The 23,027-nt window shown below is 70.4% G+C and carries 26 protein-coding genes; 12 read left to right on the forward strand and 14 right to left on the reverse strand.

Annotated elements, in window-relative coordinates; translation table 11 throughout:
- Nucleotides 1–1,896: 1,896 nt before the first annotated feature.
- Nucleotides 1,897–3,459, reverse strand: a complete 1,563-nt coding sequence (gene dnaA, locus OQ02_RS01135; protein ID WP_033436284.1) for a chromosomal replication initiator protein DnaA — start codon at nucleotides 3,457–3,459, stop codon at nucleotides 1,897–1,899.
- 453 nt (nucleotides 3,460–3,912) lie between these two features.
- Between dnaA and rpmH the strand changes: the two genes are divergently transcribed.
- From rpmH to OQ02_RS01150, 5 genes are read left to right on the forward strand one after another with little or no spacing between them, the layout of a single operon-like run.
- A complete protein-coding gene (gene rpmH, locus OQ02_RS42085) occupies nucleotides 3,913–4,056 on the forward strand; it encodes a 50S ribosomal protein L34 (protein ID WP_081915316.1) in 144 nt (47 codons plus the stop codon).
- 14 nt (nucleotides 4,057–4,070) lie between these two features.
- A complete protein-coding gene (rnpA, locus tag OQ02_RS41830) occupies nucleotides 4,071–4,613 on the forward strand; it encodes a ribonuclease P protein component (RefSeq protein ID WP_081915317.1) in 543 nt (180 codons plus the stop codon).
- Entirely contained in the window at nucleotides 4,610–4,882 is a 273-nt protein-coding gene (gene yidD, locus OQ02_RS42090) for a membrane protein insertion efficiency factor YidD (RefSeq protein WP_053714550.1), read from the forward strand. Before rnpA ends, yidD begins: the two co-directional genes overlap by 4 nt.
- 3 nt (nucleotides 4,883–4,885) lie before the next feature.
- Entirely contained in the window at nucleotides 4,886–5,929 is a 1,044-nt protein-coding gene (yidC, locus tag OQ02_RS01145; protein ID WP_033436285.1) for a membrane protein insertase YidC, read from the forward strand.
- An 18-nt stretch (nucleotides 5,930–5,947) separates the two neighbouring features.
- The gene (locus tag OQ02_RS01150; RefSeq protein WP_033436286.1) at nucleotides 5,948–6,490 is read left to right on the forward strand and encodes a Jag family protein; all 543 of its coding nucleotides are present in this window, start codon (nucleotides 5,948–5,950) and stop codon (nucleotides 6,488–6,490) included.
- 58 nt (nucleotides 6,491–6,548) lie between these two features.
- On the opposite strand, the gene OQ02_RS01155 is transcribed toward OQ02_RS01150, so the two are convergent.
- Nucleotides 6,549–7,538 carry a methyltransferase domain-containing protein gene (locus OQ02_RS01155; protein ID WP_231499823.1) on the reverse strand — a complete coding sequence of 330 codons (990 nt, stop codon included), beginning with the start codon at nucleotides 7,536–7,538 and terminating at the stop codon, nucleotides 6,549–6,551.
- A 45-nt stretch (nucleotides 7,539–7,583) separates the two neighbouring features.
- Between OQ02_RS01155 and OQ02_RS01160 the strand changes: the two genes are divergently transcribed.
- The 4 genes from OQ02_RS01160 to OQ02_RS01175 all read left to right on the forward strand — a co-directional run bounded on the left by OQ02_RS01160 (nucleotide 7,584) and on the right by OQ02_RS01175 (nucleotide 10,916).
- The gene (locus tag OQ02_RS01160) at nucleotides 7,584–8,042 is read left to right on the forward strand and encodes an NUDIX domain-containing protein (protein ID WP_033436287.1); all 459 of its coding nucleotides are present in this window, start codon (nucleotides 7,584–7,586) and stop codon (nucleotides 8,040–8,042) included.
- 176 nt (nucleotides 8,043–8,218) lie between these two features.
- Nucleotides 8,219–8,896, forward strand: coding sequence for a 16S rRNA (guanine(527)-N(7))-methyltransferase RsmG (gene rsmG, locus OQ02_RS01165; RefSeq protein WP_033436288.1), 678 nt, complete (start codon nucleotides 8,219–8,221; stop codon nucleotides 8,894–8,896).
- Nucleotides 8,897–9,024: 128 nt separating this feature from the next.
- The gene (locus OQ02_RS01170) at nucleotides 9,025–9,921 is read left to right on the forward strand and encodes a ParA family protein (RefSeq protein ID WP_033436289.1); all 897 of its coding nucleotides are present in this window, start codon (nucleotides 9,025–9,027) and stop codon (nucleotides 9,919–9,921) included.
- On the forward strand, nucleotides 9,918–10,916 hold the full coding sequence (locus tag OQ02_RS01175) for a ParB/RepB/Spo0J family partition protein (RefSeq protein WP_033436290.1): 999 nt from the start codon (nucleotides 9,918–9,920) through the stop codon (nucleotides 10,914–10,916). The genes OQ02_RS01170 and OQ02_RS01175 overlap by 4 nt, the downstream gene beginning before the upstream one ends.
- Nucleotides 10,917–11,052: 136 nt before the next feature.
- Here the strand turns inward: OQ02_RS01175 and OQ02_RS01180 are convergent, their stop codons facing one another.
- A complete protein-coding gene (locus OQ02_RS01180; protein ID WP_033436291.1) occupies nucleotides 11,053–11,997 on the reverse strand; it encodes a D-alanine--D-alanine ligase family protein in 945 nt (314 codons plus the stop codon).
- Nucleotides 11,998–12,011: 14 nt separating this feature from the next.
- Nucleotides 12,012–13,328 carry an aminotransferase-like domain-containing protein gene (locus OQ02_RS01185; RefSeq protein ID WP_033436292.1) on the reverse strand — a complete coding sequence of 439 codons (1,317 nt, stop codon included), beginning with the start codon at nucleotides 13,326–13,328 and terminating at the stop codon, nucleotides 12,012–12,014.
- Between the two features lie 144 nt (nucleotides 13,329–13,472).
- On the opposite strand from OQ02_RS01185, the gene OQ02_RS01190 reads away from it, so the two are divergent.
- Nucleotides 13,473–14,105: a GNAT family N-acetyltransferase gene (locus OQ02_RS01190; RefSeq protein ID WP_156076828.1), complete on the forward strand. Its 633-nt coding sequence runs from the start codon at nucleotides 13,473–13,475 to the stop codon at nucleotides 14,103–14,105.
- Between the two features lie 5 nt (nucleotides 14,106–14,110).
- Here the strand turns inward: OQ02_RS01190 and OQ02_RS01195 are convergent, their stop codons facing one another.
- Complete coding sequence (locus OQ02_RS01195) at nucleotides 14,111–14,530, reverse strand: hypothetical protein (RefSeq protein WP_033436899.1); 420 nt, start codon at nucleotides 14,528–14,530, stop codon at nucleotides 14,111–14,113.
- A 40-nt stretch (nucleotides 14,531–14,570) separates the two neighbouring features.
- Between OQ02_RS01195 and OQ02_RS39985 the strand changes: the two genes are divergently transcribed.
- A complete protein-coding gene (locus tag OQ02_RS39985; RefSeq protein ID WP_037329515.1) occupies nucleotides 14,571–14,795 on the forward strand; it encodes a hypothetical protein in 225 nt (74 codons plus the stop codon).
- Nucleotide 14,796: 1 nt separating this feature from the next.
- Here the strand turns inward: OQ02_RS39985 and OQ02_RS01200 are convergent, their stop codons facing one another.
- The 8 genes from OQ02_RS01200 to OQ02_RS01235 form a co-directional block, all read right to left on the reverse strand.
- Nucleotides 14,797–14,976, reverse strand: a complete 180-nt coding sequence (locus OQ02_RS01200) for a DUF397 domain-containing protein (protein ID WP_033436294.1) — start codon at nucleotides 14,974–14,976, stop codon at nucleotides 14,797–14,799.
- Nucleotides 14,951–15,910 carry a helix-turn-helix domain-containing protein gene (locus OQ02_RS01205; protein ID WP_156076829.1) on the reverse strand — a complete coding sequence of 320 codons (960 nt, stop codon included), beginning with the start codon at nucleotides 15,908–15,910 and terminating at the stop codon, nucleotides 14,951–14,953. The genes OQ02_RS01200 and OQ02_RS01205 overlap by 26 nt, the downstream gene beginning before the upstream one ends.
- A 46-nt stretch (nucleotides 15,911–15,956) precedes the next feature.
- Nucleotides 15,957–17,099 (reverse strand): N-acetylmuramoyl-L-alanine amidase, encoded by a 1,143-nt coding sequence (locus tag OQ02_RS01210; RefSeq protein ID WP_033436296.1) that lies wholly within the window; start codon nucleotides 17,097–17,099, stop codon nucleotides 15,957–15,959.
- A gap of 170 nt (nucleotides 17,100–17,269) precedes the next feature.
- Nucleotides 17,270–17,596, reverse strand: coding sequence for a thioredoxin (gene trxA, locus OQ02_RS01215; protein ID WP_033436297.1), 327 nt, complete (start codon nucleotides 17,594–17,596; stop codon nucleotides 17,270–17,272).
- A 28-nt stretch (nucleotides 17,597–17,624) separates the two neighbouring features.
- Nucleotides 17,625–18,617 carry a thioredoxin-disulfide reductase gene (gene trxB, locus OQ02_RS01220; RefSeq protein ID WP_033436298.1) on the reverse strand — a complete coding sequence of 331 codons (993 nt, stop codon included), beginning with the start codon at nucleotides 18,615–18,617 and terminating at the stop codon, nucleotides 17,625–17,627.
- 103 nt (nucleotides 18,618–18,720) lie between these two features.
- Nucleotides 18,721–19,470, reverse strand: coding sequence for a hypothetical protein (locus OQ02_RS01225; RefSeq protein ID WP_033436299.1), 750 nt, complete (start codon nucleotides 19,468–19,470; stop codon nucleotides 18,721–18,723).
- A complete protein-coding gene (gene sigM, locus OQ02_RS01230; RefSeq protein WP_033436300.1) occupies nucleotides 19,467–20,084 on the reverse strand; it encodes an RNA polymerase sigma factor SigM in 618 nt (205 codons plus the stop codon). Before sigM ends, OQ02_RS01225 begins: the two co-directional genes overlap by 4 nt.
- A 92-nt stretch (nucleotides 20,085–20,176) precedes the next feature.
- Nucleotides 20,177–20,551 (reverse strand): VOC family protein, encoded by a 375-nt coding sequence (locus tag OQ02_RS01235; RefSeq protein WP_033436301.1) that lies wholly within the window; start codon nucleotides 20,549–20,551, stop codon nucleotides 20,177–20,179.
- A gap of 257 nt (nucleotides 20,552–20,808) precedes the next feature.
- Here OQ02_RS01235 and OQ02_RS01240 point away from each other — a divergent pair, with 257 nt between their 5' ends.
- Nucleotides 20,809–21,447 carry a TetR/AcrR family transcriptional regulator gene (locus OQ02_RS01240; protein ID WP_033436302.1) on the forward strand — a complete coding sequence of 213 codons (639 nt, stop codon included), beginning with the start codon at nucleotides 20,809–20,811 and terminating at the stop codon, nucleotides 21,445–21,447.
- A gap of 21 nt (nucleotides 21,448–21,468) precedes the next feature.
- Here OQ02_RS01240 and OQ02_RS01245 read toward each other — a convergent pair whose 3' ends face one another.
- Entirely contained in the window at nucleotides 21,469–22,998 is a 1,530-nt protein-coding gene (locus OQ02_RS01245) for a protein kinase family protein (protein WP_033436303.1), read from the reverse strand.
- Between the last annotated feature and the right edge of the window lie 29 nt (nucleotides 22,999–23,027).

The raw sequence follows: 23,027 nt of genomic DNA on the forward strand, positions 1-23,027 counted from the left end.
CCGGGGTGGGGCGCTGCCGAGCGTCCGTCCCCGGGCTCGACCGCCGCCTGTTTTTCTTTTGTTCTTCTCTTCAAGGGAAGACAACAGCAACAGCAGTAGGGGCTGTGGATTGTGTGGACAACCCTCGTTCTCGCAGCGTGTCGCCCGCTTGGAGGTGTGGACAAGTACGGGGTGTCACCCGGGGACAAGTCGGCGTCCCCGGGGAGAACTATGGGGATGGTCCGTTCGGTCCACAGGTAGGCCGAGTTGTCCCCGGGTTAATCCCCGGGTGTGGGCCGAGTTGTACCCGGGTGCTGCACAGGGTGATGGTGGGCCGGATCTCCCCCGACGGGGCACTTTTCTGGGGCTGTGGACAACTCGTAGCCGGTCGTTCACCTGCGTTTCCGGGGGCGGGTGCGGGGCGGGAACCCCAAGGCCTGCCCGGGAACCACGCCCAACCGGTACCTGCGACCACGTCAGGGTGATGCGCGGGGGTTGGCGGTGAATGGGCCGGTTTTGGGGTCGTTCCGGTCGGCGGAGTGGCCTTCGCGCCCGGGTTCGGTGCGGCTCTGTCGGCCGTCGCGGGGGGACGCGGGCGTCGCACCCGGGTGCCGGCGACGGTCCGATCCTCGATCCCGACCGCACCCGGGTGCGGTTCGCGCCGTCCCCGGGTGCGGTCGGTGTCACCCGGGGACGAGCGCAGCATTCAGCCCCGCCCCGCCCCACCCCACCCCACCCCGACCCGTGCCCTCGCGACGGCACCCCCGCAGTTGCTGCCTCTCTCCACCACGGCCCGCGCCTCGCGGCGGCCCCGCTGCGCCCCCGCGCCTGCCGATCGCGCCAACCGTGTCTCGCCGGGCCCACCCGCCACCCGCCATCCGCCATCCGCGACCCGCCATCCGCGACCCGCCATCCGCGACCCGCGACCCGCCCATCCGCCACCGACCACCCAATCGCCTGCCGCCACCCCGGCCGCCCACCGACCGCCCGATCGCCGCCGCAAGTCCCGCCCCCCGCCGACCGCCGCGCGCTCCCAACCACCCACCCGGCCCGTCCTGCCCGACCCCCGCCGGTCGCCGGGCGCCGATGTCGGTGGTCACCAATCGCCGCGTGCCCGAACTCCAGCCCCGACCCCGGCGACCGCCGACGCCCAATCTCTTGACCCGTCTGCCTCAGGACCCCGTCGACGCCTCCGGCCCTCGCCCCGCTTCGACCGCCCGGCATTGCCGATCCGCCTGACCGTCGACCCCCGTCGACCCCCGTCGACCTCCCGTTGACCTCGCGGGACGGCACACCGCGGTCGGGCGGCTCATCGTCGGTGGCGCGGTGGCGCGGTGGCGCGGTGGCGCGGTGGGCGGGTGAGGCGGTGGGCGGGCGCGGACGGCGCGGTGGCGCGGGCGGGGGTGCGACCAGGCTCGGGCGCGTTCGTTCGCGCGCTGGGGGCAGGCTCGCCGCAGCGATGAGTGGCACGGCTCGGCGGGATGCCTGCGCGAGCGTCCGCCGCCGGGTCAGGTCCGAGCCGGCCCAGTCCGAGCCGGACAGGGCCCGAGCCGGACAGGCGACTGGCCGGCTCGGCTCGGACCGGCGGTGGCGTGGCGGTGCCTGCTTGCGGCGTGGTGCCTGGGCCGCGTCGTGCTGGCGGCTCGGGTGGGTTCGGGGGCGCCGGGCTGGGGCGTGTCCTGGCTGCGGCACTCGCCGGCTGCGGGCTGGGCTCGTGGCCGGGGTGGTGGAGGCCGAGGCGGCGTGGCCGGCAGGGGTGGGAGGAGCGAAGGCGGGAGGCGGGAGGGGTGGTTGCGGGGGCGGTCTGATCAACCGATGTGCGGTAACGGTGTTTCCGTACATATTTGGGCGTTGATCACCCGAAAGTGTTCGGCGGGCTGACCTTGCCCCCGGGGTGGCGCAAGCGTTTGCGGAGGGTCAGGGGGTGTGGCGGGCGCGCTGTTTGATGCGCGACGTCAGTTCCTGGACCTGCTCGTAGACGCGCCGGCGCTCGGCCATCTCCTTGCGGATCTTCTTGTCCGCGTGCATGACCGTCGTGTGGTCCCGTCCACCGAACGTCTGGCCGATCTTCGGCAGTGACAGGTCCGTCAGCTCCCGGCACAGGTACATCGAGATCTGCCTCGCCTGCGCCAGCACCTTCGTCTTACCGGGCCCACAAAGATCGTCTATGGACACGCTGAAGAACTCCGCCGTCACGGCCATGATGGTCGGCGCGGTGATCTCGGGCGCGTGGGAGTCCGGGATGAGGTCGCGGAGCACTATCTCCGCCAGCTGCACGTCTACCGGCTGCCGGTTCAGCGACGCGAACGCCGTCACGCGGATCAGGGCGCCTTCCAGCTCCCGGATGTTCCGCTCGATCCGCGCCGCGATGAACTCCAGCACCTCGGCCGGCGCCGCCAGGCGGTCCTGCGCCGCCTTCTTCCGCAGGATCGCGATCCGGGTCTCCAGCTCGGGCGGCTGGATGTCCGTGATCAAGCCCCACTCGAACCGCGTCCGCAACCGGTCTTCCAACGTCTCCAGCCGCTTGGGCGGACGGTCGGACGACACGACGATCTGCTTGTTCGCGTTGTGCAGCGTGTTGAACGTGTGGAAGAACTCCTCCTGCGTGCCTTCCTTGCCCTCCAGGAACTGGATGTCATCGACCAGCAGCACGTCGATGTCCCGGTACCGGCGCTGGAACGCGACCTTCCGGTCGTCACGCAGGGAGTTGATGAAGTCGTTGGTGAACTCCTCGGTCGACACGTACCGCACGCGCATCCCGGGGAACAGGCGCTGGGCGTAGTGCCCGACCGCGTGCAGCAGGTGCGTCTTGCCGAGCCCCGACTCACCCCAGATGAACAGGGGGTTGTACGCACGGGCCGGTGCTTCGGCGACGGCCACCGCGGCGGCGTGCGCGAAGCGGTTGGACGCGCCGATCACGAACGTGTCGAAGTTGTACTTCTCGTTCAACCTGGTCTGCGAGGCCACCGGGTTCGCCGGCCGGGTGTACGGGGTGCCGCTCGGCGCGGCGTTGCCGCCGCCGTAGGTCGGCCAGATCTCGGTGACGGCGGCGAGCGCTTCGCCTTCCTCGTCGACCTCTTCACCCTCGCCGTCGGTGTCACCCTCGGTCTCCGCCTCGACCGCGATGCCGCCGTTGAAGGACGCGAAGGACGACACCGATGTCGACATGGCGACAGGCACGGGGGTGGGCACCGGGATCGGCGTGGTCACGGGAGGGTCGGGCGAGTCGACCTTGACGGCCAGCGACACGGCACGACCGAGGCGACGCGACAGCGCCGCGGTGATGGGTTCGCGGAGCGCGCGCTCGATGGCTTCCTTCGCGAAGTCGCTCGGCGCGGCGAGCAGGGCGGTCCCGTCGAGCAGCCCGATGGGTCTGGTGACGCGCATCCACGCGCGCTGCTGGGGAGACAACGTGCTGGCGGCTAGCTCCTGCACGACCTGCTCCCACACGAGACCCAGATCGGCCTGGTGGTCGGACACCTCCGCGCTCCCCTCCCCTCGGTGACGGCTCCGCGGTCAGTCCCCGGGAACTTCCACGACGTGGACACGGAGAATAGAGGCATCCACAGAGTTATCCACAACTGTGCACGAACGCGGCTCGGCGCGCAGCGGTCCCCCCGTTGCTCCCGAGCACCTGCGGTCCGCGTGGCGGCGGCTCTGCCCCGCCTCGTCGGCACGGCCCGCGTCTACCCGCGAAGGCAGCACGCTAACAAGGTGCGGGCCATGCCACAAGGCGTACCGGCTCGCAAGCTTTTAACGCAGGTGCGGGACCGCTCGCCGTGCCCGGGTGCGACCCCGATTTGAACCGCGCCCCCTGGCCTGCGTACCCTCGTACCGTCTCCCGCTTGCGTGGGGTGCTTTTCGCGCGCCTAAGGCTTGTTCGGCTGGGGACACCACAGACCTGCTTGGCAGTTAAGCACCGGGAGTCCGACCGTGAGCAAGGGTAAGCGCACCTTCCAGCCCAACAACCGTCGCCGTGCGAAGACGCACGGGTTCCGGCTGCGCATGCGCACCCGTGCCGGTCGCGCCATCCTGGCCGCGCGCCGCGGCAAGGGTCGCAAAGAGCTGTCCGCCTAGATCGCCGCAGCGCCGTGCTACCGGCGGCCAATCGGCTGACCCGCAGCCAGGACTTCGGCCTGGTGGTCCGCCGAGGCCGCCGGGCCGGCCGGTCACGGCTGGTCGTGCACGTCCTGTTGCCGTCGGTGACCGCGCGAGTTGCGGTCGGCGACGACACAGCGGCGGTGTCCGATGGCACAGCGGCGACGGTCGACACCGGGGCGGCAGTGGCATCGACCAGCGCCCCGGCGGAGACACGTACCTCGGCGGCGTCCAACGGCGCCTCGGCGGGAACACGTACGTCGACGGCATCGAACGGCGCCTCGGCGGGAACACGCACCTCGGCGCAGCCCACCTTGGACCAGTCCAAGGTGGGCTTCGTCGTGAGCAAAGCCGTGGGCAACTCCGTGGTCCGGCACCAGGTGAGCCGCCGGCTCCGGCACGTCGTCCGGGACCGGCTCGACCGGCTGCCCCCCGGAACTTCCCTGGTCGTGCGCGCGTTGGCACCGTCAGCGGAGGCGAGCAGCGCCGAGCTCGGCCGTGACCTCGACGCGGCGCTGCACAAGGTGTTGAGATGACGACCGTCCAGGTGAGTCCCGTCGTTCGGGCTCTGCTGCTCCCGGTGCGCTTCTACCGGAAGTTCATCTCGCCCGCGCTGCCCCCGACCTGCCGTTTCCACCCGAGTTGCAGCGCGTACGCGGTGGAGGCGTTGACCGTCCACGGTGCGCTGCGCGGTTCCTGGCTGACCCTCCGCCGGTTGGGTCGCTGCGGACCCTGGCACCCTGGTGGCCTGGACCCGGTTCCGCCGAGGCGAAACGCGGTCCCCGACCTTCCTGCCGAGGAGTAGCTAGTGCTCAACTTCATCTACTACCCGGTGTCCTTCATCCTGTGGTGTTGGCACTGGGTGTTCGGCCACGTCTTCGGCGAGTCGAGCGGGTTCGCGTGGGCCTTCGCCGTGGTGTTCCTCGTCTTCACGCTGCGCGCGATCCTGTTCAAGCCGTTCGTCGGCCAGGTCCGCTCGATGCGCAAGATGCAGGAGTTCGCGCCGGAGCTGCAGAAGATCAAGAAGAAGTACGCGAACGACAAGCAGCGCCAGGCGCAGGAGATGCAGAAGCTCCAGTCGGAGCACGGCGTCAACCCGCTGGGCGGCTGCCTGCCGATGCTGGTGCAGATCCCGGTGTTCATCGGCCTGTTCCACGTGCTGCGCTCGTTCAAGCCCGGCTGGGGCGAGGTCTACTTCTTCGACGCCCAGGGCGTGGAGTCGTTCGTCAACGCGAAGCTGTTCGGCGCGAACCTCTCGACGTTCATCACGATGCCCGAGAACGAGCTGGCGGCGTTCGCCACCGAGCGCAGCAGCGTGCTCCTGGTCTCGATCCCGTTGATGATCCTGGCGTCGATCGGCACGCACTTCACCGCCCGCCACTCGGTGGCACGCCAGACGCAGGCCGCGGCGGACAACCCGCAGACCGCGATCATGAACAAGCTGACGCTGTACTTGTTCCCGATCGGCGTGCTCGTCGGTGGCCTCTTCTTCCCCATCGCGATCCTGCTGTACTGGCTGAGCAACAACTCGTGGACGCTGGGTCAGCAGTACGTCGTGTACCACCGCATCGACCGCGAGGAAGAGCAGAAGAAGGTCGAGGCGACCACGCAGCGCCAGGCGCTGGCGCCGAAGCCGGGCGCCAAGCCGGCGGTCAAGCCGAGGCCCGGTCAGAAGCCGCAGCCGCGCAAGCCGGCAGGTACGCAGTCCACGGGGACCGCGAAGCCGGCGCCGACCGAGGCCGAATCGGACGGGAGCGGGTCCAACGGGACCGCGAAGCCGTCCACCGAGATTCCCGGTCTGAGCCCAGACCGATCCCCAGGCAAGAAGCAGGGCAACAAGAAGCGTCGTTGACCCTGGAGAGGAGACATCGTGTCGGAGACGTTGCAGGCGGCCGACGTGGACACGCCCGAGGTCGAACCGGCCCCGTCGGCGCGGTCGGGGAGTTCGGAGGACCTGCTCGTCCAGGAGGGCGACATCGCCGGGGACTACCTCGAGCGGTTGTTGGACCTCCTCGACTACGACGGCGACATCGACCTCGACGTCGAGGCGGGTCGGGCGATCGTGAGCATCGACGGCGGTGACGACCTGGAGAAGCTGGTCGGCACCCGCGGCACGGTCCTGGAGTCGTTGCAGGAGCTGACCCGGCTCGCGGTGCAGCAGGAGACGGGCGTGCGCAGCCGGCTCATGCTGGACATCGCCGGGTGGCGTGCCGGACGGCGGGCCGAACTGGCCGACCTCGGCCGGACGACGGCGGAGAAGGTGGTGGCGTCCGGTGAGAAGGTGCGCCTGCACCCGATGACGCCGTTCGAGCGGAAGGTCGTGCACGACGCCGTCGCCACGGTGGCGGGCGTGCACAGCGAGAGCGAGGGCGAGGAGCCGCAGCGCCGCGTGGTGGTGCTGCCGAAGCCCTGAGTGGTTTCACGTGGAACGGCCCCGGCCCCCTTGTGGGAGCCGGGGCCGTTCTCGTTGGTCAGCGGGACAGCACGACGTACCGCTCGTCGGTGATCTCCCGGCCCCAGAGCGCCGGGTCGGTCAGCGGCCGGACGTCCGCCTCCCCCAGCAGCGCGACGCAGTCGGCGGCGGTGACCCCGGCGCCGGTGTGCCAGCGCCCCTCGACCAGCACGAGCCGCCCGCCTGGCTTGAGGAGGGCACGCCACCGCTCGATCGCGGCGGCCGGGTCGGGCAACGCCCACAGCACGTGCCGCACGAGCACCACGTCGAACGATCCCGGCGGGTACGGCGGGCGCGCGGCGTCACCCTGGCGGAACTCCACGTCGGCGACCTTCGCCCGTGCCGCGGCGACCATCCGCTCGGACAGGTCGAGCCCGCGCACGTCGTACCCGGCTCCGACGAGCAACGCGGTGAGGCTGCCGGTGCCGCACCCGAGGTCCACGACGGACGCCGGCGCGGGCGGCAGCAACGGCAGGAGCAGGTCCGCCCACGCCCGCCGCACGTCCGGGTCGGTCAGCCCGTGGTCGGCTTCCCGGTCGAACGTCGCCGCCTGCCCGTCCCAGAACCGCGCCTGCGCGAACGTGCTCAGCCACGCCCGCTGCTCGTCGGTCGCCGGCACGTCCCGCCCGCGCGCCGCCGAGATCGCCTGCCACGCGGCCTCGGGTGAGGCACCGTCCGACACCAGCAGCGCACCGGCCACCAACGACGACCGCCCGATCCCGCCCCAGCAGTGCACCACGACGTGCCGGCCCGCACGCATCTCCTCGACCACGGCGTCCAGTTCCAGCGCGGCGGCTGGGACGTCGAAGTCCGGGATCGGCACCCAGTGGAACGCCATCCCCGCGTCCCGCGCCGCCGCCTCCTCCCCCGTCAGGTCGAGCTCCGCCAGCTCCGTCTCCGTCAACGTGCAGACGATGGTGGAGACGCCGGCCGCGGCCAGCTCGGCGACGTGCTGGAGGTCGTGGGGGTGCCCCATGGTGCTCAGCACCCCCGGTGTGACGGAGTACATCCAAAAACCTTCCCCTCGTCGGGTTTCACGTGAAACGGTCGCGGCATGACTGAGATCATCCGGAAGCTTCGTGTCGCCGCCTACGCCGTGATCATCGAGGACGGTCGGCTGCTCCTGTCCCGGTGGCTGGGCCCGGACCGGCCGATGTGGATCCTGCCGGGCGGCGGCGTCGACCACGGCGAGGACCCCTACCGCGCGGTCATCCGCGAGGTGTTCGAGGAGACCGGCTACCACGCCGAGGTCGACCGCCTGCTCGGCATCCAGAACGTCCACGGCCCGCTGGAACGCGACGGCGTCGAGATCGACTACCACCGCCTCCGAATCATGTACGAGGCACACGTCATCGGCGGCGAACTCACCTTCGAGGTGGACGGCAGCACGGACCAGGCGGCGTGGTTCCCGCTCGAAGAAGTCCCGGACCTCGACCACGTCGAGTCGGTCGACTACGCGCTCGAACTCCTCCGCACGTCGCCCAAGGACGGTCGGATCGCAAGTTTCACGTGAAACGCGGCAGAACTCGTCGCGTCGATTTGGCGTGTCGCCGGGGTGATCCGTCATAGTGGGCACCGGCACATCTCCCGGGGCTCACCGCCTCCTGGCGAGACGCCCGACCCCATCGCCCACACCGACCGCCGCTGGCGTCGTGTGTGGTTTCACGTGAAACGTCCCCGGATGGAGCCATGGCCGAAGAGGTGGAAGACCGCGCGAAGAAGGTCTTCGGTGACCACTACGACAAGGCGGTCGCCTTCACGGCACTGCTCACCGAGCACGGCGTGGAGCGCGGCCTGATCGGTCCCCGGGAGGTCGACCGGCTCTGGGACCGCCACGTCCTGAATTCGGCGGTCGTCGCGGAGTTGCTTCCCGAAGGTTCGCGGGTCGTGGACGTAGGCTCGGGCGCGGGCTTGCCGGGCATCCCCCTGGCGATCGCACGACCGGATCTCGCCCTGACGCTCCTGGAGCCGATGGCGCGCCGGGTGGCGTGGTTGACGGAGTGCGTGGAGGCTCTCGACCTCGACGTCAACGTGATCCGCGGACGAGCCGAGGAGGGGCCGGTGCTCGACCAGTTGTCCGGCAGCGACGTCGTGACGGCCCGCGCGGTGGCCCCGCTGGATCGGCTGACGCGGTGGTGCATCCCACTGCTGCGGCCCGGTGGACGACTGGTCGCCCTCAAGGGCGAGAGCGCCGCCGAAGAACTCGAACGCGACGCCGCAGCGGTGCGTCGGGCCGGAGGCGTCCGGCCGCGCGTCGTCACCTGCGGCGGTGAAGTCCTCGAACTGCCCACGACGGTCGTGCTCGTGGAGCGCGATGAGCAGGCGAGCCGCCGGGAAGGCGCGCGTCGCGGAAGGAAGGCTCGGTGAACGTGTACCCCGACCCCCTGCAACCAGTGTTCCAAGCGGCCGGTGTTTCACGTGAAACCGAGCCCGAAGGAGCAGTGGGCGCAGGCGAAGTGCTCCGCCCGGCAGGCAACGCAGACTCGACTGACAACGTGGAACCGGCAGGAGACAACACCGTGTGGACCCCCATCGCGGAAGAAGCGGCACGCGCCACCCGCGTCCTGCACCCCGACTCCCTCCAACTCCCCCGCCCGGACCGTCGCCGCGTCATGGTGGTCGCCAACCAGAAGGGCGGCGTCGGCAAGACCACGAGCACGGTGAACCTGGCCGCCGGGCTGGCCATCCACGGGCTGAAGGTTCTCGTCATCGACCTCGACCCGCAGGGCAACGCGAGCACGGCGCTGGCCGTCGACCACCGCTCCGGCACGCCGTCCGTGTACGAGGTGCTGATCGGTGAGATGTCGGTCGCCGAAGCGGCCCAGGTGAGCAACCAGTCCCCCAACCTCTACTGCGTGCCCGCCACGATCGACCTCGCCGGCGCGGAGATCGAACTCGTCTCGATGGTGGCCCGCGAGTCGCGGTTGAAGGAGGCGCTGAGCCCGGAGGCGCTGGACCCGATCCAGCCGGACTACGTGTTCATCGACTGCCCGCCGTCGCTCGGCCTGCTGACCGTCAACGCGATGGTCGCCGCGCAGGAGGTGCTGATCCCGATCCAGTGCGAGTACTACGCGCTGGAAGGCCTGGGGCAGCTGCTGCGCAACATCGAGCTCGTCCAGGCGCACCTGAACCCGGCGCTGAACGTGTCCACCATCCTGCTCACCATGTACGACGGCCGGACGAAGCTGGCCGACCAGGTGACCAGCGAGGTGCGCGGCCACTTCGGCGACACAGTCCTCAAAACGGTGATCCCGCGCAGCGTGAAGGTCTCCGAGGCACCAGGATTCGGTCAGACGGTGCTCACCTACGATCCCGGCTCACGGGGTGCGATGAGCTACCTCGACGCGGCACGGGAGATCGCCGAGTTCGGCGCGAAGATGGGATCGGCATGACGGAACAGCGCAAGGGTGGCCTAGGCCGTGGCCTCGCGGCCCTGATCCCGAGCGGACCGCCTCCGGGGACACCGGCGGCGACGACTCCCCTGCGGGCGGTGCCGAACGGCTCGTCGTCCTCTGCGCTCTCGTCTTCCGGGCAGTCCGACGCGACACCCTCCGGCGACGTGGCCGGTGCGGTGTACCAGGAGCTGCCGGTCACCTCGATCCGCACCAACCCGAAGCAGCCGCGGCAGGTCTTCGACGAAGAGGCGCTGCGCGAGCTGGAGCACTCGATCCGCGAGTTCGGGCTCATGCAGCCGATCGTGGTGCGGGCGACCGGGACGGACACCTACGAGCTCGTCATGGGCGAGCGGCGGTGGCGGGCGACCCAGCTGGCCGGGCTGAAGACGATCCCGGCGATCGTCCGGCAGACCGCCGACGACGTGATGCTGCGCGACGCGCTGCTGGAGAACATCCACCGCGTCCAGCTGAACCCGTTGGAAGAGGCGTCCGCCTACCAGCAGCTGCTGGAGGAGTTCGGCGTGACGCACGAGGAGTTGGCGGACCGCATCGGTCGCAGCCGCCCGGTCGTCACCAACACGATCCGGCTGCTGAAGCTCCCCCTCCCCGTGCAGCGGCGGGTCGCGGCGGGCGTGCTGTCCGCCGGTCACGCCCGCGCGCTGCTCGGCATCGAGGACCCCGGCACCCAGGAAGAGCTGGCGGCCCGGATCGTCGCGGAGGGCATGTCGGTCCGCGCGACCGAGGAAGCGGTGACCCTCGCGAAGGGCGCCGAGCCCGCCAAGGCGAAGCAGGTCCGGCGCAAGCCGATCCAGGCGCCCGGCCTCCAGGACTTGGCGGAGCGGCTGTCGGACAACTTCGACACCCGGGTGAAGGTCGAGCTGGGTCAGCGGAAGGGCCGGATCGTGGTCGAGTTCGGGTCCGTGGACGACCTCGAACGCATCATTCAGCTCATGTCACCGGAAGCGGCGCAGCGAACGAGGCCCTCGGAGTAGGTTGCCGACGGCAACGAAAAATCGGACAAAACGGATACGTTTGGCCCGCAAGGGATCACCCCAGGGCCTTATGTCACGGTGATGAATACGGCCCGCGTCCAATCGGACACGGGCCGTAGTCAATAAGTGAGAGGGTCTAACGGGCGACCGCGCGCTCCACGAGCCCCGCGTAGATCTCGCCGAGCGACTCCCCCGCCGCCTCGACCGCCATCGGCAGGAGCGAGGTCTCGGTCAAACCGGGCGACACGTTCACTTCGAGGAAGTACACCGTGCCGTCCGCCGCCACGATCGCGTCGGTCCGCGACACGTCGCGCAGACCCAGCAGCCGGTGCGCGGCCACCGCGAGCTCGCCGACCGCCTGCGCCGCCTTCTCGTCCAACCGCGCCGGCGCGTGGAAGTCCGTGAGGCCGGCGGTGTACCGGGCGGTGTAGTCGTAGACGCCGTTCTCCGGGACGATCTCCACCGGCGGCAGGGCGTGCGGCCCGTCCGGACCGTCCACCACCGCGACGGCCACTTCGACGCCCTCCACGTACCGCTCGGCGAGCACGGTGTTCCCGTACGCCAGGCAGCCGACCATCGCGGCCGGGAGGTCGGCCGCGTCGCGCACCACCTGGGCGCCCAGCGCCGAGCCGCCCTGGTCCGGCTTGAGCATCAACGGCAGCCCAAGCCGTTCCACCATCGAGTCCAGCACGGGCTGCGCGCCCAGCTCCCGGAACGTCGCGTGCGGCAGCACGGCCCACTCCGGAGTCGCCAGGCCCGCACGCGCCAGCTCGCCCTTCGCGGTCGGCTTGTCCCACGCCCGTCGGCACGCCCGCGAGTCGGTGCCGACGAACGGCACGCCCGCCAGCTCCAGGATCGTCTGCACCGACCCGTTCTCGCCCTCACCGCCGTGCAGCGCCACCACCACGGCGTCCGGCCGGTGTTCCTTGAGCCGCGTGAGCAGGTTGCGGTCGGCGTCCCACTCCTCCACGACCAGACCGGCCGAGCGGAGGGCGGCCGACAGCCGGCGACCGGATCGCAACGACACCTCCCGCTCGTGCGAAAGGCCCCCGGACAGGACTGCGACCCAGCGGTTGGACAACTCTCTACTCCTGATCACGCGGTGTCGGGCGATGGGCTGTGCGGACCGGAGACCGCGCGGCCGACCGTGGGGCCGAACGTCTCGTGCAGCTCGATCTCGTCCTTGATCACGTTCGCGAGCCGTCGCACACCCTCCCGGATGCGCTCGGGCGTCGGGTAGCAGTACGAGATGCGGAGCTGGCGGCTGCCGAGGCCGTCGGCGTAGAAGCCGGTGCCGGACGCGTACGCGACGCGCTGGGTGATGGCACGCGGCAGCATCGCCTTGGTGTCGATGCCCTCGGGGACGGTGACCCACACGTAGAACCCGCCGTTCGGCTTGTTCCACGTGGAACCAAGCGGCATGTGCTGCTCCAGCGACGAGATCGCCGCGTCACGCCGTTCCCGGTAGGCCTCGCGGTAGGTCTTGATCTGGCCCTTCCAGTCGTGCGTCGACAGGTAGCGCGACACGATCAGCTGGTTGAGCGTGGGCGGGCACAGGGTGGCCGACTCGGCCGCCAGGACCAGCTTCTCCCGCACGGCGTGCGGCGCGAGCACCCAGCCGACCCGCAGGCCCGCCGCGAACGTCTTGGAGAACGAGCCGAGGTAGACCACGTTGTCCGGGTCGCTCGCCCGCAGCGCGGGGTACGTGGTGCCGTCGAAGCCGAGCAGCCCGTACGGGTTGTCCTCGACCACGAGGATGCCGTGGGTGCGGCAGATGTCCAGCACCTCCGCCCGGCGCTGGACGGCGAGCGTCACGCCGGCGGGGTTGTGGAAGTTCGGGATCGTGTAGAGGAACTTGATCCGCCGGCCGGCCCGGTGGACGGACGCGATGGCCTCCCGGAGCGCTTCCGGCACGAGGCCGTCCGCGTCCATGCCGACGTGCACGACCTGCGCCTGGTAGGCGGCGAACGACCCGAGCGCGCCCACGTACGACGGGCCTTCGGCCAGCACCACGTCACCGGGGTCGCAGAAGATGCGGGTGACCATGTCGAGGCCCATCTGGGAACCGACCGTCACCACGACGTCGTCCGGGTGGGCGTTGATGCCCTCCAGCGCCATCACTTCGCAGATCTGCTCGCGCAGCTCGGGGAGGCCGTGCGCGCTGCCGTACTGGAGGGCGACCAGGCCGTCCGTGGCGATCACGTCCGCCACTTCCGCGCTGAGCGAGTCCAGCGGCAGTGCTGCCAGGTGCGGCATCCCGCCCGCCAGGGATACCACCTCCGGCCTGCTCGCCACCGCGAAGAGTGCCCGGATCTCCGATGCCGTCATGCCCGCCGTCCGCGCCGCGTACCGGCGCAGGTGGGGATCAAGGCTTCTGGCTCCCTGCTTGGGAGGCTGTCCGGGTAGGTTCACGGGAAACTCCGTAGGTGGCTGTTACCGGCGGGTTTGTTCCCGCCCGAGTGTAACGGCCGTCCCGTTCGGGGCATCTGCCTTCCGGGCGGGGGTCACATCCGCCTATCCTCGTGAGGGGATGTATCCGGGGGCTTGGAGGTCGGGGTGTCGCGTCGTGTCGTGGGCGTCACCTTGGACAACTTGGAGCACCTGTCCAAACATGCGCGGACGTGCGTGTTCTGGGAACTCGCGCCGCACCTGAAGGAACAGGCCGAGGAGTTCGGGGACACCGAGTTCGAGAAGGAAGCCTGGGTCTCCAGCGTGCTGCTGGAGTGGGGCTCCTGCGGTCGGATCATCTACGTCGACGGGATACCCGCCGGTTCCGCGTTCTACGCGCCGCCGGCCGCGGTGCCCCGGTCGTTGGCGTTCCCCACCTCCCCGGCCAGCGCCGACGCGGTGCTGATGACGGGCGTCGAGGTGCTGCCGGAGTTCCGCGGCGGCGGCCTCGGCCGGGTGCTGGTGCAGACGGTGGCGAAGGACCTCACCCGGCGCGGCGTGAAGGCGATCGAGGCGTTCGGCGACACCCGGCCGGACGAGGGCGCGAAGTGCTGCGTCACGCCCGCCGACTTCCTGCTGCAGGTGGGCTTCAAGACGGTCCGCCCCCACCCCCGCTGGCCGCGGTTGCGCCTTGAGCTGCGCAGCGCGTCCTCGTGGAAGGAAGACGTCGAGGCGGCGCTGGAGCAGCTGCTCAACTCGGTGACCGTCTCCACCGCGGAGCCGAGCTTCCGACCCGCGTAATCGGCTCAGAAGCGGTCGATCTCGCAGTTCACCAGCGTGCCGCCCTGGATGAGTTCGAGCGCCTGCTCGCTGACGACGAGCTGCCCCTGGTCGGTGACGCCGAGGTCGTCCACGCCGGCCTGACCGGTCACCTCGAGCCAGTGGAAGGTCGGCAGCTCCTTGCCGTCCAGGAGCTCCTGTGCCTCTTCGGAGAGGGTCACCGTGGCCCGGCGGACCCGGAACGCGTCGAGGCCGCTGTCGACCAGCACGTCGGCCAGGTCGTCGGTGACGAGGTACACCGGGAACGCTTCGATGAGGTCGTCGCCGGACCAGTCGCTGATCTCGTAGTGCACCGCTTCGATGCGCGGCGGGTGTGCCGCGGCGTCGATGACGGTTCCTTCGTCCAGCGCACCGGCGACCTCGGGATCGAGGCGGTAGAACTCCATCGTGCTCCTCACCGGCGGCGCCGGCCAATAAGATCGACTTGTGGACGTGGGGGTTGAGATCCAGCGCAAGGTACTCGCGATCACCGAGGGATCGCGGGATTTCGCAAAGATTCGCACACTGCTCGACGGGTGGCAGGCCGAGGGTGTGCCGGCGGATCGCCTGGTGGACGAGCTGACCGACCTCATGTTCGACCTGCGCGCCCAGAACCGCGCGGACGACGAGGAGTTCGTGCTGGACGTGCTGGACGTGCTCGCGGACTGGTAGGTCAGGCGTTCCGGGTGCGGAGGAACGCGAGCCAGGTGCGCAGTGGGAAGGCCAGGGTCGGGCCGGTGGTGTTCTTCGAGTCCCGAACGGCCACGCCCGGCTCGGTGTGGGCCACCTCGACGCAGTCGGTCTGCCCCCCGCCGCTGTAGCTGCTCTTACGCCAGGTCGGCACCTTCGTCATCGCGGTCCCCTCGAAGGTCGTAGAAGTCCGCCCAGTGGGCGAACGTCGACCTTGATTGTTCCGCATCCAGAGCGAGGGTCGCGAGGGCGTTGCGCTTGCGCTGGTAGAGCTTGATCGAGTCGGGGTCTTCGGTGAACACAGTGGCGGCATCGGTATCGGCGTAGGCGACCGGATTCACCGGCTCGGCGAAGGTCATCAGGTTGAACCCGCGCATGAGGGCGGGGTGACCCGGCGCTGACATCGGGATCACCCGCAGGGTCAGTCGAGGCCAGTCGCACATGAACCGCAGCCGCATCACCTGGTCGTGCATGATCCGGGCGTTGCCGATCCGGCTGAGCAGGCTGATCTCGTGGATGTAGAACACCGTTCCCGGCGGATTCGGCGAGGTCAGAACGGATTGCCGCCGCATTCGGGCGTCGACGAACGTTTCCAGTTCGTCCGGCGATTCGACGCCGTGGAGTTCGATCACCGCTCGGGCGTAGGCCTCGGTCTGCAACAAGCCCGGAATCACCATGGGCTCGTACTTGTGCATGGTGACGGCGGATTGCTCGTGGATCGCGAGGCTCAGCAGGTTGTCGGACAGCTTGCCTTCGTGTGAGCGCAGGTAGTGCCCCAAGTCCCGTTCCCGGGCCAACAAGCGGACACGTTCCTTCGTCGCTTTGTCGACACCGAGTTGGCCGAGCAGAGCACCCAGGTCAAGCTCGTTGGTGCCCCGCTCGCCGTGCTCGAGCCTGCTGAGCCGACCCAGCGACCAGCCCAACGACCTGGACACGTGTTCCGCGGGCACCTTGAGCCGCGTCCGGGCCAGCCGGAGTTCCGCGCCGAGCTCCCTCGTGCGCACCGTGGACACCCGCAACGGCGTCAATCGCTCTTCCATGACGCCGAAACTAGTGCCCCGCTGGGGGTAAAAGTGCTGATCAGGCCGGTAATCCACCTCAAGGGGGCACGGTGGGCGCGATCTTGCCCGGTGGGCAAACCGGCTAGCGGATCTTGCCGGTCGCCACTTCGTGCCGCAGCAGGTCGTCCAGCGTGAACGTGCCGGTCGGCTGGTCGTCCTTGCCCAACAGGTACAGCCGCTTCACCGCGACCAGGATGCCCTCGGCCACCACGTCCCGGAACGACGGGTTCGCCAGCCGCTGCCGGTCGCCCTCGTTGGTCAGGTAGCCGACCTCGACCCGAACCGCCGTGCAGCGGGTCATCCGGAGCATGTCCCACGTCTTCGGGTGCGTCCGGCAGTCCAGCATCCCGGTCCGCGCCACGATCTCCCGCTGGATGAACCCGGCCAGCGCCTCACCGACCGTGGACGACGTGCCGTTGCCCGTCCCGAAGTGGAACGTCGCCACCCCGGACGCCAACGGCGACGCGTTGCGGTCGGAGTGCAGCGACAGGATCAGGTCGGCGCCCGCGTCGTTCGCGAACCGCGCGCGCTCGCCCTCGTCCGGGTTGTTGTTCGGCCCACGCGTGAGCAGGGCCTCCATGCCGGTGGCGGCCATCTTGCCCTCGAGCAGCCTGCCCAGGTCGAGCATGACGTCGGCCTCGGACACGCCGTCGACCACGACACCGCGGTCGTCGCCGCCGTGACCCGGGTCGATGATGATGCGCTTCCCGGACAGCCTCGGCCCGGCCCGCCGCACCCGCTCCTGCTCGCGCAGGAACACCGGCCGGCCACCGCGCACCTTGGGCTGGAGCTGCCGCAGCGCGCGCACCGTGTCGGGACCGCACATGCCGTCGACGATCAGGCCGTAGTCGCGCTGGAAGCTCCGCAGGGCCAGCTCAGTCTGGTGACCGAACTCACCGTTGGCCCGCCCGGCGTCGTACCCCAGCTCCAGCAGGCGCTCCTGCAGGGCGGACACGTCGTCACCGGTCACCGGCTGTGCCATCAGGAACGCCAACGGCCGGTCGCCGAGGCGGTACGTCGCATCGCGCAGCGCGCGGTAGGTGGCCGGGCCGACGGTGCCGTCGGTGATCAGACCCCGCTGCTGCTGGAACGCGCGCACAGCGTGCTCGACCGGCAGGTCGAACACCTGTGACGGCTGCGGATCGGACAGCAGACCGAGCTTCGTCAGCGTTGCCCTGACCTCGGCGACGTCCGGACCGAAATCCCCGCGGCGGAGTAGCGGCATGCACCCCTCGCTCACTAAGGCGCCGACATCCGTCGACGCGAACTTGACGCCCTATTGTGCCTTGCTCGCGCCGATGCCACGGACGGGGCTACTGCGAGTGGTCAACTGTCCACAAACGAGTGACCCGTCCGCCTTCCGGGAAGACGGACGGGTCACTCGGACGGGCAAGATCACAGGACGTCGGAGAGTTCCTTCAGCAGCGCGGCCTTCGGCTTCGCGCCCGTGATCTGCTTCACCGGGCGGCCACCCTGGAAGAGGATCAGGGTCGGCACCGACATGATCTGGTAGTCCCGCGCGATCGACGGGTGCGCGTCGATGTCCAGCTTCGCCACGGTGATCTTCTCGGCGTGCTCGGCGGCGATCTCCTCGAGCACCGGGGCGACCATCTTGCACGGGCCGCACCAGGTCGCCCAGAAGTCGACCAGAACGGGCTTCTCGCTGGTCAGCACGTCGTCGGCGAACGTCTTGGCGGACGTGACCACGGTGGACCCTGCCATGTTGTTTCTCCCTCGGGAAAGAAGTGGATCAGCTGGTGGAGACGGGGTCGCCGTAGCCGCCGCCGACGTGCTCGGAGCTGACCGCGGCCTCCGCGGACCCGTGCTCGGCGAGCCAGCGCTCGGCGTCGATCGCGGCGGCGCAGCCCGACCCGGCGGCGGTGATCGCCTGGCGGTAGGTGTGGTCGACGAGGTCGCCCGCGGCGAACACGCCGTCCACGTTCGTGTGGGTCGTCCGACCGACGACCTGGACGTAGCCCTCGCCGTCCACGTCGACCTGGCCCTTGACCAGCTCACTGCGCGGGTCGTGGCCGATGGCGACGAAGAACCCGGTGAACGGGTGCTCGGTCACGTCGCCGGTGCGCGTGTCGCGGGTCTTCACGCCGGACACCGAACCGGTGCCCAGCACCTCGACCACCTCGGCGTTCAGCAGCCACTTGATCTTCTCGTTGCTGCGCGCGCGCTCCAGCATGATCTTGGAGGCGCGGAACTCCTCGCGGCGGTGGATGATCGTGACGGTCCGGGCGAACTTCGTCAGGAACGTCGCCTCCTCCATCGCCGAGTCGCCGCCGCCGATCACCGCGATGTCCTGGTCGCGGAAGAAGAAGCCGTCGCACGTGGCGCAAGCCGACACACCGCGGCCGAGCAGCTCCTGCTCACCGGGGACGTGCAGGTAGCGCGCCGCCGCGCCCATGGCGAGGACGACCGCGCGGGCGGCGTACCGCTGACCGTTGGCGGTGACGTACTTGACCGGGCCGTCGAGCTCCACCGCCTCGACGTCCTCGGAGCGCAGCTCGGCGCCGAAGCGCTTCGCCTGCTCCCGCATCTGCTCCATGAGGTCGGGGCCCATGATGCCGTCGCGGAAACCGGGGTAGTTCTCGACTTCGGTCGTGGTCATCAGCGCGCCGCCGTACTGCGAGCCCTCGAACACCAGCGGTTCGAGCTGGGCCCGTGCGGCGTAGACCGCCGCGGTGTACCCGGCGGGCCCCGATCCCACGACGATCAGGTTCCGAACGTCCGACACCCTCGACCTCCGTTAGTCGCCTGCGGGCCGGGATCAACCCGGCCCGGCACTTCGCACAACGGATCGTAGGGCGCGGGAATTCCGCGCACGGGAGTGAGCTGGGCTACGGGCTGATGACGCTGTTCGCCAGCACGCCGTCGGGGTTGTCCGGACCGCACGTGGCCGGGTCGACCACCACGATCCGGTACGCGCCGGGCGAGCCGCCGGGCAGGATCGCCATCACGGCCGGCTTGTCGTCCAGCGTGATCGGGCTGACCCCGAGCGGCTTGCCCGCCGTGACGTTCGCGCCGCGCAGGCAGCCGGCCAGCTGGTCCTGGTTCTCCAGGGGGCCGTAGTTCTGGGCCTTGAGCACGTCGCCGACGACCGGGCCGAAGTTCTGGCCGCGCACCGCGGGCATCCGGTCCTCGGGCGCCGCGCTGCCCGCGACCGGGGTCGACGTCCGGTCTTCCTGGGCGATACCGCCGTCACCCGCGGTCGGGTTCTGCGGGATCGCCACCACGGCCACACCGATGGCTACGGCGGCCGTGGCGAGGAAACCGGCGCCCCAGCCGAGGCGCTTGTTGCGGCGGGCCTTGGCCTGCGCGAAGTCGATCACCGGTGCGGTCGGGCGCGCCTCGTCGGCGAGTGCCGCGTCGATCCGGTCGGCCACGTGGCGCGGCATGGGGATCGGCGGCAGGTCGTGCAGGTCTTCGAGCGTCGCGTCGAGGGCGGCCAGGATCTCCCGCGCCTCGGGGTCGTTCTCGACCAGTGGCCGGAGCTCGGCCTCGGTCCGCGGGTCCAGAGCCCCCGCGTGCAGATCAGCCAGCAGGTCGACGGACCACGGCGGCCCTGAACGCCGCGCATTGCCGGTCATCGTTCCTCCAACTGACGTCCCTGTTGCACCTGCACATCGTTCATTGGGACGTTCGCATCTGCACTCCGGTTCCGGAGGTGACCCAGAACTTTGGCCAGCTTGGCCCGTCCACGGGCGCAGCGCGACTTGACCGTGCCCTCCGCGATGCCCAGGAGCTGGGCGGTTTCGGCGACGGAGTAGCCCTCGACGTCGACCAGCACGATCGGGGCGCGCTGCTCCTCGGGGAGTTCGAGGAGGGCTGCCTGGACGACCAGCCGGGTCTCCCGCTCGGCCATCGCGTCCCTGGGTGCGACGGGCTCACCAGGGCCTGCCTCGGGCAGCGGTACCGTCGGCCTGGTCTGGCGCCGGCGCATCCGGTCCAGGCAGGCGTTCACGACTATTCGGTGCAGCCACGTGGTCACCTGCGACTCGGCGCGGAAGCTCGCCGCCGCCCGGAAGGCCGAGATGAACGCCTCCTGGAGGGCGTCCGCGGCCTCTTCGGGATCGCGCAGGGTGCGCAGCGCGACCGCCCACATGCGATCCCGGTGTCTGCGCACGAGCTCGGAGAAGGCGTGTGGGTCACCCGCGGCGTGCGCCGCGATGAGGTCTGCGTCCGAGCTGGCTGCGGCGGTCACGCAGGGAGCCTATCGGTCCCGGGCAACCCTGCTCCGGTCACCTGTACGGGCGAGTGCCGTTGCCCGCGGCACTCGCCCGCCACGACCCCGCGTCACAAGTTCGCCCACTCGACGAGCTGGACGATGACGCCATTCGGGTCGGTCACCTGGAACAGGCGCTCACCCCACGGCTCCTCGCGCAGCGGCATGGTGATCTCGATGCCCGCGGCGACGAGCCGGTCGTGCTCCGCCGCGAGGTCGTCGACCGTGAAGGCGACGATCAGGCCGGCCGCGTGCTGGTCGCGGAAGCCCTCGGGCAGCACTTCGATGCCCCGGCGCAGCAGCACGATGTCGACCGCGCCCTCGTGGCCCAGCGACGCGAAGCCGTCGTCCGCCATCTGCCGGGTGTAGCCGAAGTGGGTGGTGAAGAAGTCGCTCGACGCGGTGACGTCGTCGACGTTCAGGGACAGCGTGGACTTGGTGATCAAGGGTTCTCCTCCGGTGGGGGTCGGGGGTGGGTCAGTACGAGCGGCGGCGCGGCACGCCGGTGGCCCGGGTGGGCCTGGTCGGTTGCTGCTTGCCGGGGAACGGCTGGTGGGTGACGCGGGTGGGGCGGCGGCCCTGGTGCTCTCGGCGCAAGGTGTTCTCCTCGGTGGTTGCTTGCTACGAGTGTAATTATAGTTCGGTACTACTAAAAGTCAAGAGGAAGTTTGCTCCCGACGTAAAAATCTGCGAGGCTAACGTCATGACCAGCACAAACCCCGGCCTGCGAGAGCTGAAGAAGCAGGAGACGCGCCAGTTGATCTCCGACCACGCCACCCGGCTGTTCATCGAGCGGGGGTTCGAGGAGACGACCATCGCGGACATCGCGGAGGCGGCGAGGGTGGCGAAGAAGACCGTCACCAACTACTTCGCCCGCAAGGAGGACCTGGCCCTCGACCAGCACGAGGAGTTCACCGCCGGCCTGGCGCGCGCGGTCGCCGGGCGTGCCGTCGGCGAGTCGGCGCTGGCCGCGCTGCGGGCGGCGTTCCTGCGGTCGGTGGCCGGGCACGACCCGGTGATCGGCTTCTCGGGTCAGCCGTTCGCCCGGATGATCGTGGACAGCCCGACCCTCACCGCGCGCCTGCGTGAGCTGCACGAGGCGCGCGAGGACGCCCTCGCCGCCACCCTGACCACCGAAACCGCCGCCGAGCCCGACGACATCACCCCGAGGGCGGTCGCCACCCAGCTGGGGGCGGCGCACCGGCTGCTGTTCGGGGAGGTCCTGCGGCTGACCGTGGCGGGACACGACAACGCCGGCATCGCCGCCACCGTCACCCGTGCCGCGGAGCGCGTCTTCGACCTGCTCGAACCGGCCCTCGGCGACTACGCGACCCGCACCTGAACCACGGGCGCCGAGGTCGGGCTACTGGGCGCGGGTGTAGACGAGTTCCGCGATCTCGGACTTGTTGTTCTTGCCGCTGCCCGAGAGCTTCGTGATCCACACCAGCACGTGCTGCGTCGGGTCGTGGTCGTTGAGCTGGATCTGGGTCTGCCCGGCGGACAGGGTCGCGGTGGCGATGACCTTGGTCTCGTTCAGCGGCGCGCCCTGCGCGCCGGCGACCCGGATCTCCACCATGGTGTCGGCGCTGGGCGACGTGATCGTCACCGACGCGAGCTTCACCGGCTCGGCGAACCCGGCCATCAGCCCGATCCCCGGCTTCAACGCGGGGAACGGCTGGAAGTAGTTCTCCGTCTGCCACACCGTGGTCGGGTTGTTGTCGGCCGCGCGGCTCGCCCGGTTGGCGTTGTCCGGCTGGTTGGTCACGTCGTACACGCCCACCGACGCGGGCTGCACGGGACCGGCCGGCTGGGGCGCGGGCGGCGCGGGCTGGCCGCTCTCCCCCGGCGGGTTGGACTGGCCGATCACGACCGTCGGCCCGCCGCCGCGGGACGGCTCGTCGCTGAAGAAGCTCACGATCTGCACGCCGAGCCAGACGATCACGGCCAGCGTCGCCACCGCGAGCACCGCCACGCTGATCAGCAGCTTCCGCTTGCGGCCCTTGTCGCGCGCCGGCCGCTGCGTGGTCCACACCGCGCCGTCGTCCGACCCGTCGTCCTGGACCGGCCGGATCAGCGCGGTCTGGGCTTCGGACTGGGCGATCTGGTCCAGCACCTGGAGGATCGCCGCGCTCGTCCGGATGCCGCCGACGCTGGTGTCCTCGAGGCTCCGCACGGCGACCGACGACAGCTCGTGCGGCACGTACGGGTGCAGCGCGCTCGGCGGGAGCACCGAACCGTCCGGCGCCGTCGGCGCCACCGGCACGCCGTCCGGGCCGTCCGGCAGCGCCCACTTCCCGGTCAGCAGCAGGTACAGGATCGCGCCGAGGCCCTTGACGTCGTCGCGCGCGATCGCGTCCGGCCGCGGGCCGGGGAACGCCAGCCGCAGCCGGCCGTCGGACGTCACGCGGATGCGGTGCGGGTGGTCCGCGCCCAGCACCAGGCCGGCGTGGTGCGCGCCCTCGATCGCCGCGCCCAACGGCTCCAGCAGCCGCGTCGCCGCGCCGGCCGGCAACGGGCCCTCGGCGATCAGGTCCATCAGGTCGGTGCCCTGGGTCCACTCGGCCACGATCACGCCGAGGATGCCCTCCTCGGGCTTGATCCCGGCGCCGGGCGTCAGCACGTCGATCACCCGGGACACACCGGGGTGCGTGAAGCTGGCCGCGTGCATCGCGCGTTCCGCGGTCCGCTTGGCCCGCGCCGCCGCGGCGTGGTCGGCCGGGTTGCCCACCAGGACGGTCAGCGCCACGTCCCGGTTGAGCTGCCCGTCCCGGGCCCGCCACAGGTGCGCGTCGCACCTGCGGTCCACACCGGACTGCGCCAGCAGCCGGTACCGGCCGTCGCCGATCACCCCGCCGGGTACCAGCGAGGTGTTCTGGATCGGACCGCTGCTCACGGGGCCGAGGGTACGTGAACGGAGCGTGC

The sequence above is a fragment of the Saccharothrix sp. NRRL B-16314 genome, from assembly GCF_000716595.1.
Taxonomy (GTDB): Bacteria; Actinomycetota; Actinomycetes; order Mycobacteriales; family Pseudonocardiaceae; genus Actinosynnema.

What these genes read in the sequence shown, in the direction of transcription:
- yidD (WP_053714550.1), top strand. Translation starts at nt 4,610, where the DNA reads ATGACGACCGTCCAGGTGAGTCCCGTCGTTCGGGCTCTGCTGCTCCCG.
- OQ02_RS01155 (WP_231499823.1), bottom strand. Translation starts at nt 7,538, where the DNA reads ATGTACTCCGTCACACCGGGGGTGCTGAGCACCATGGGGCACCCCCAC.
- OQ02_RS01160 (WP_033436287.1), top strand. Translation starts at nt 7,584, where the DNA reads ATGACTGAGATCATCCGGAAGCTTCGTGTCGCCGCCTACGCCGTGATC.
- rsmG (WP_033436288.1), top strand. Translation starts at nt 8,219, where the DNA reads ATGGCCGAAGAGGTGGAAGACCGCGCGAAGAAGGTCTTCGGTGACCAC.
- OQ02_RS01175 (WP_033436290.1), top strand. Translation starts at nt 9,918, where the DNA reads ATGACGGAACAGCGCAAGGGTGGCCTAGGCCGTGGCCTCGCGGCCCTG.
- OQ02_RS01195 (WP_033436899.1), bottom strand. Translation starts at nt 14,530, where the DNA reads ATGGAGTTCTACCGCCTCGATCCCGAGGTCGCCGGTGCGCTGGACGAA.
- OQ02_RS01200 (WP_033436294.1), bottom strand. Translation starts at nt 14,976, where the DNA reads ATGACGAAGGTGCCGACCTGGCGTAAGAGCAGCTACAGCGGCGGGGGG.
- OQ02_RS01210 (WP_033436296.1), bottom strand. Translation starts at nt 17,099, where the DNA reads ATGCCGCTACTCCGCCGCGGGGATTTCGGTCCGGACGTCGCCGAGGTC.
- trxA (WP_033436297.1), bottom strand. Translation starts at nt 17,596, where the DNA reads ATGGCAGGGTCCACCGTGGTCACGTCCGCCAAGACGTTCGCCGACGAC.
- OQ02_RS01225 (WP_033436299.1), bottom strand. Translation starts at nt 19,470, where the DNA reads ATGACCGGCAATGCGCGGCGTTCAGGGCCGCCGTGGTCCGTCGACCTG.
- OQ02_RS01240 (WP_033436302.1), top strand. Translation starts at nt 20,809, where the DNA reads ATGACCAGCACAAACCCCGGCCTGCGAGAGCTGAAGAAGCAGGAGACG.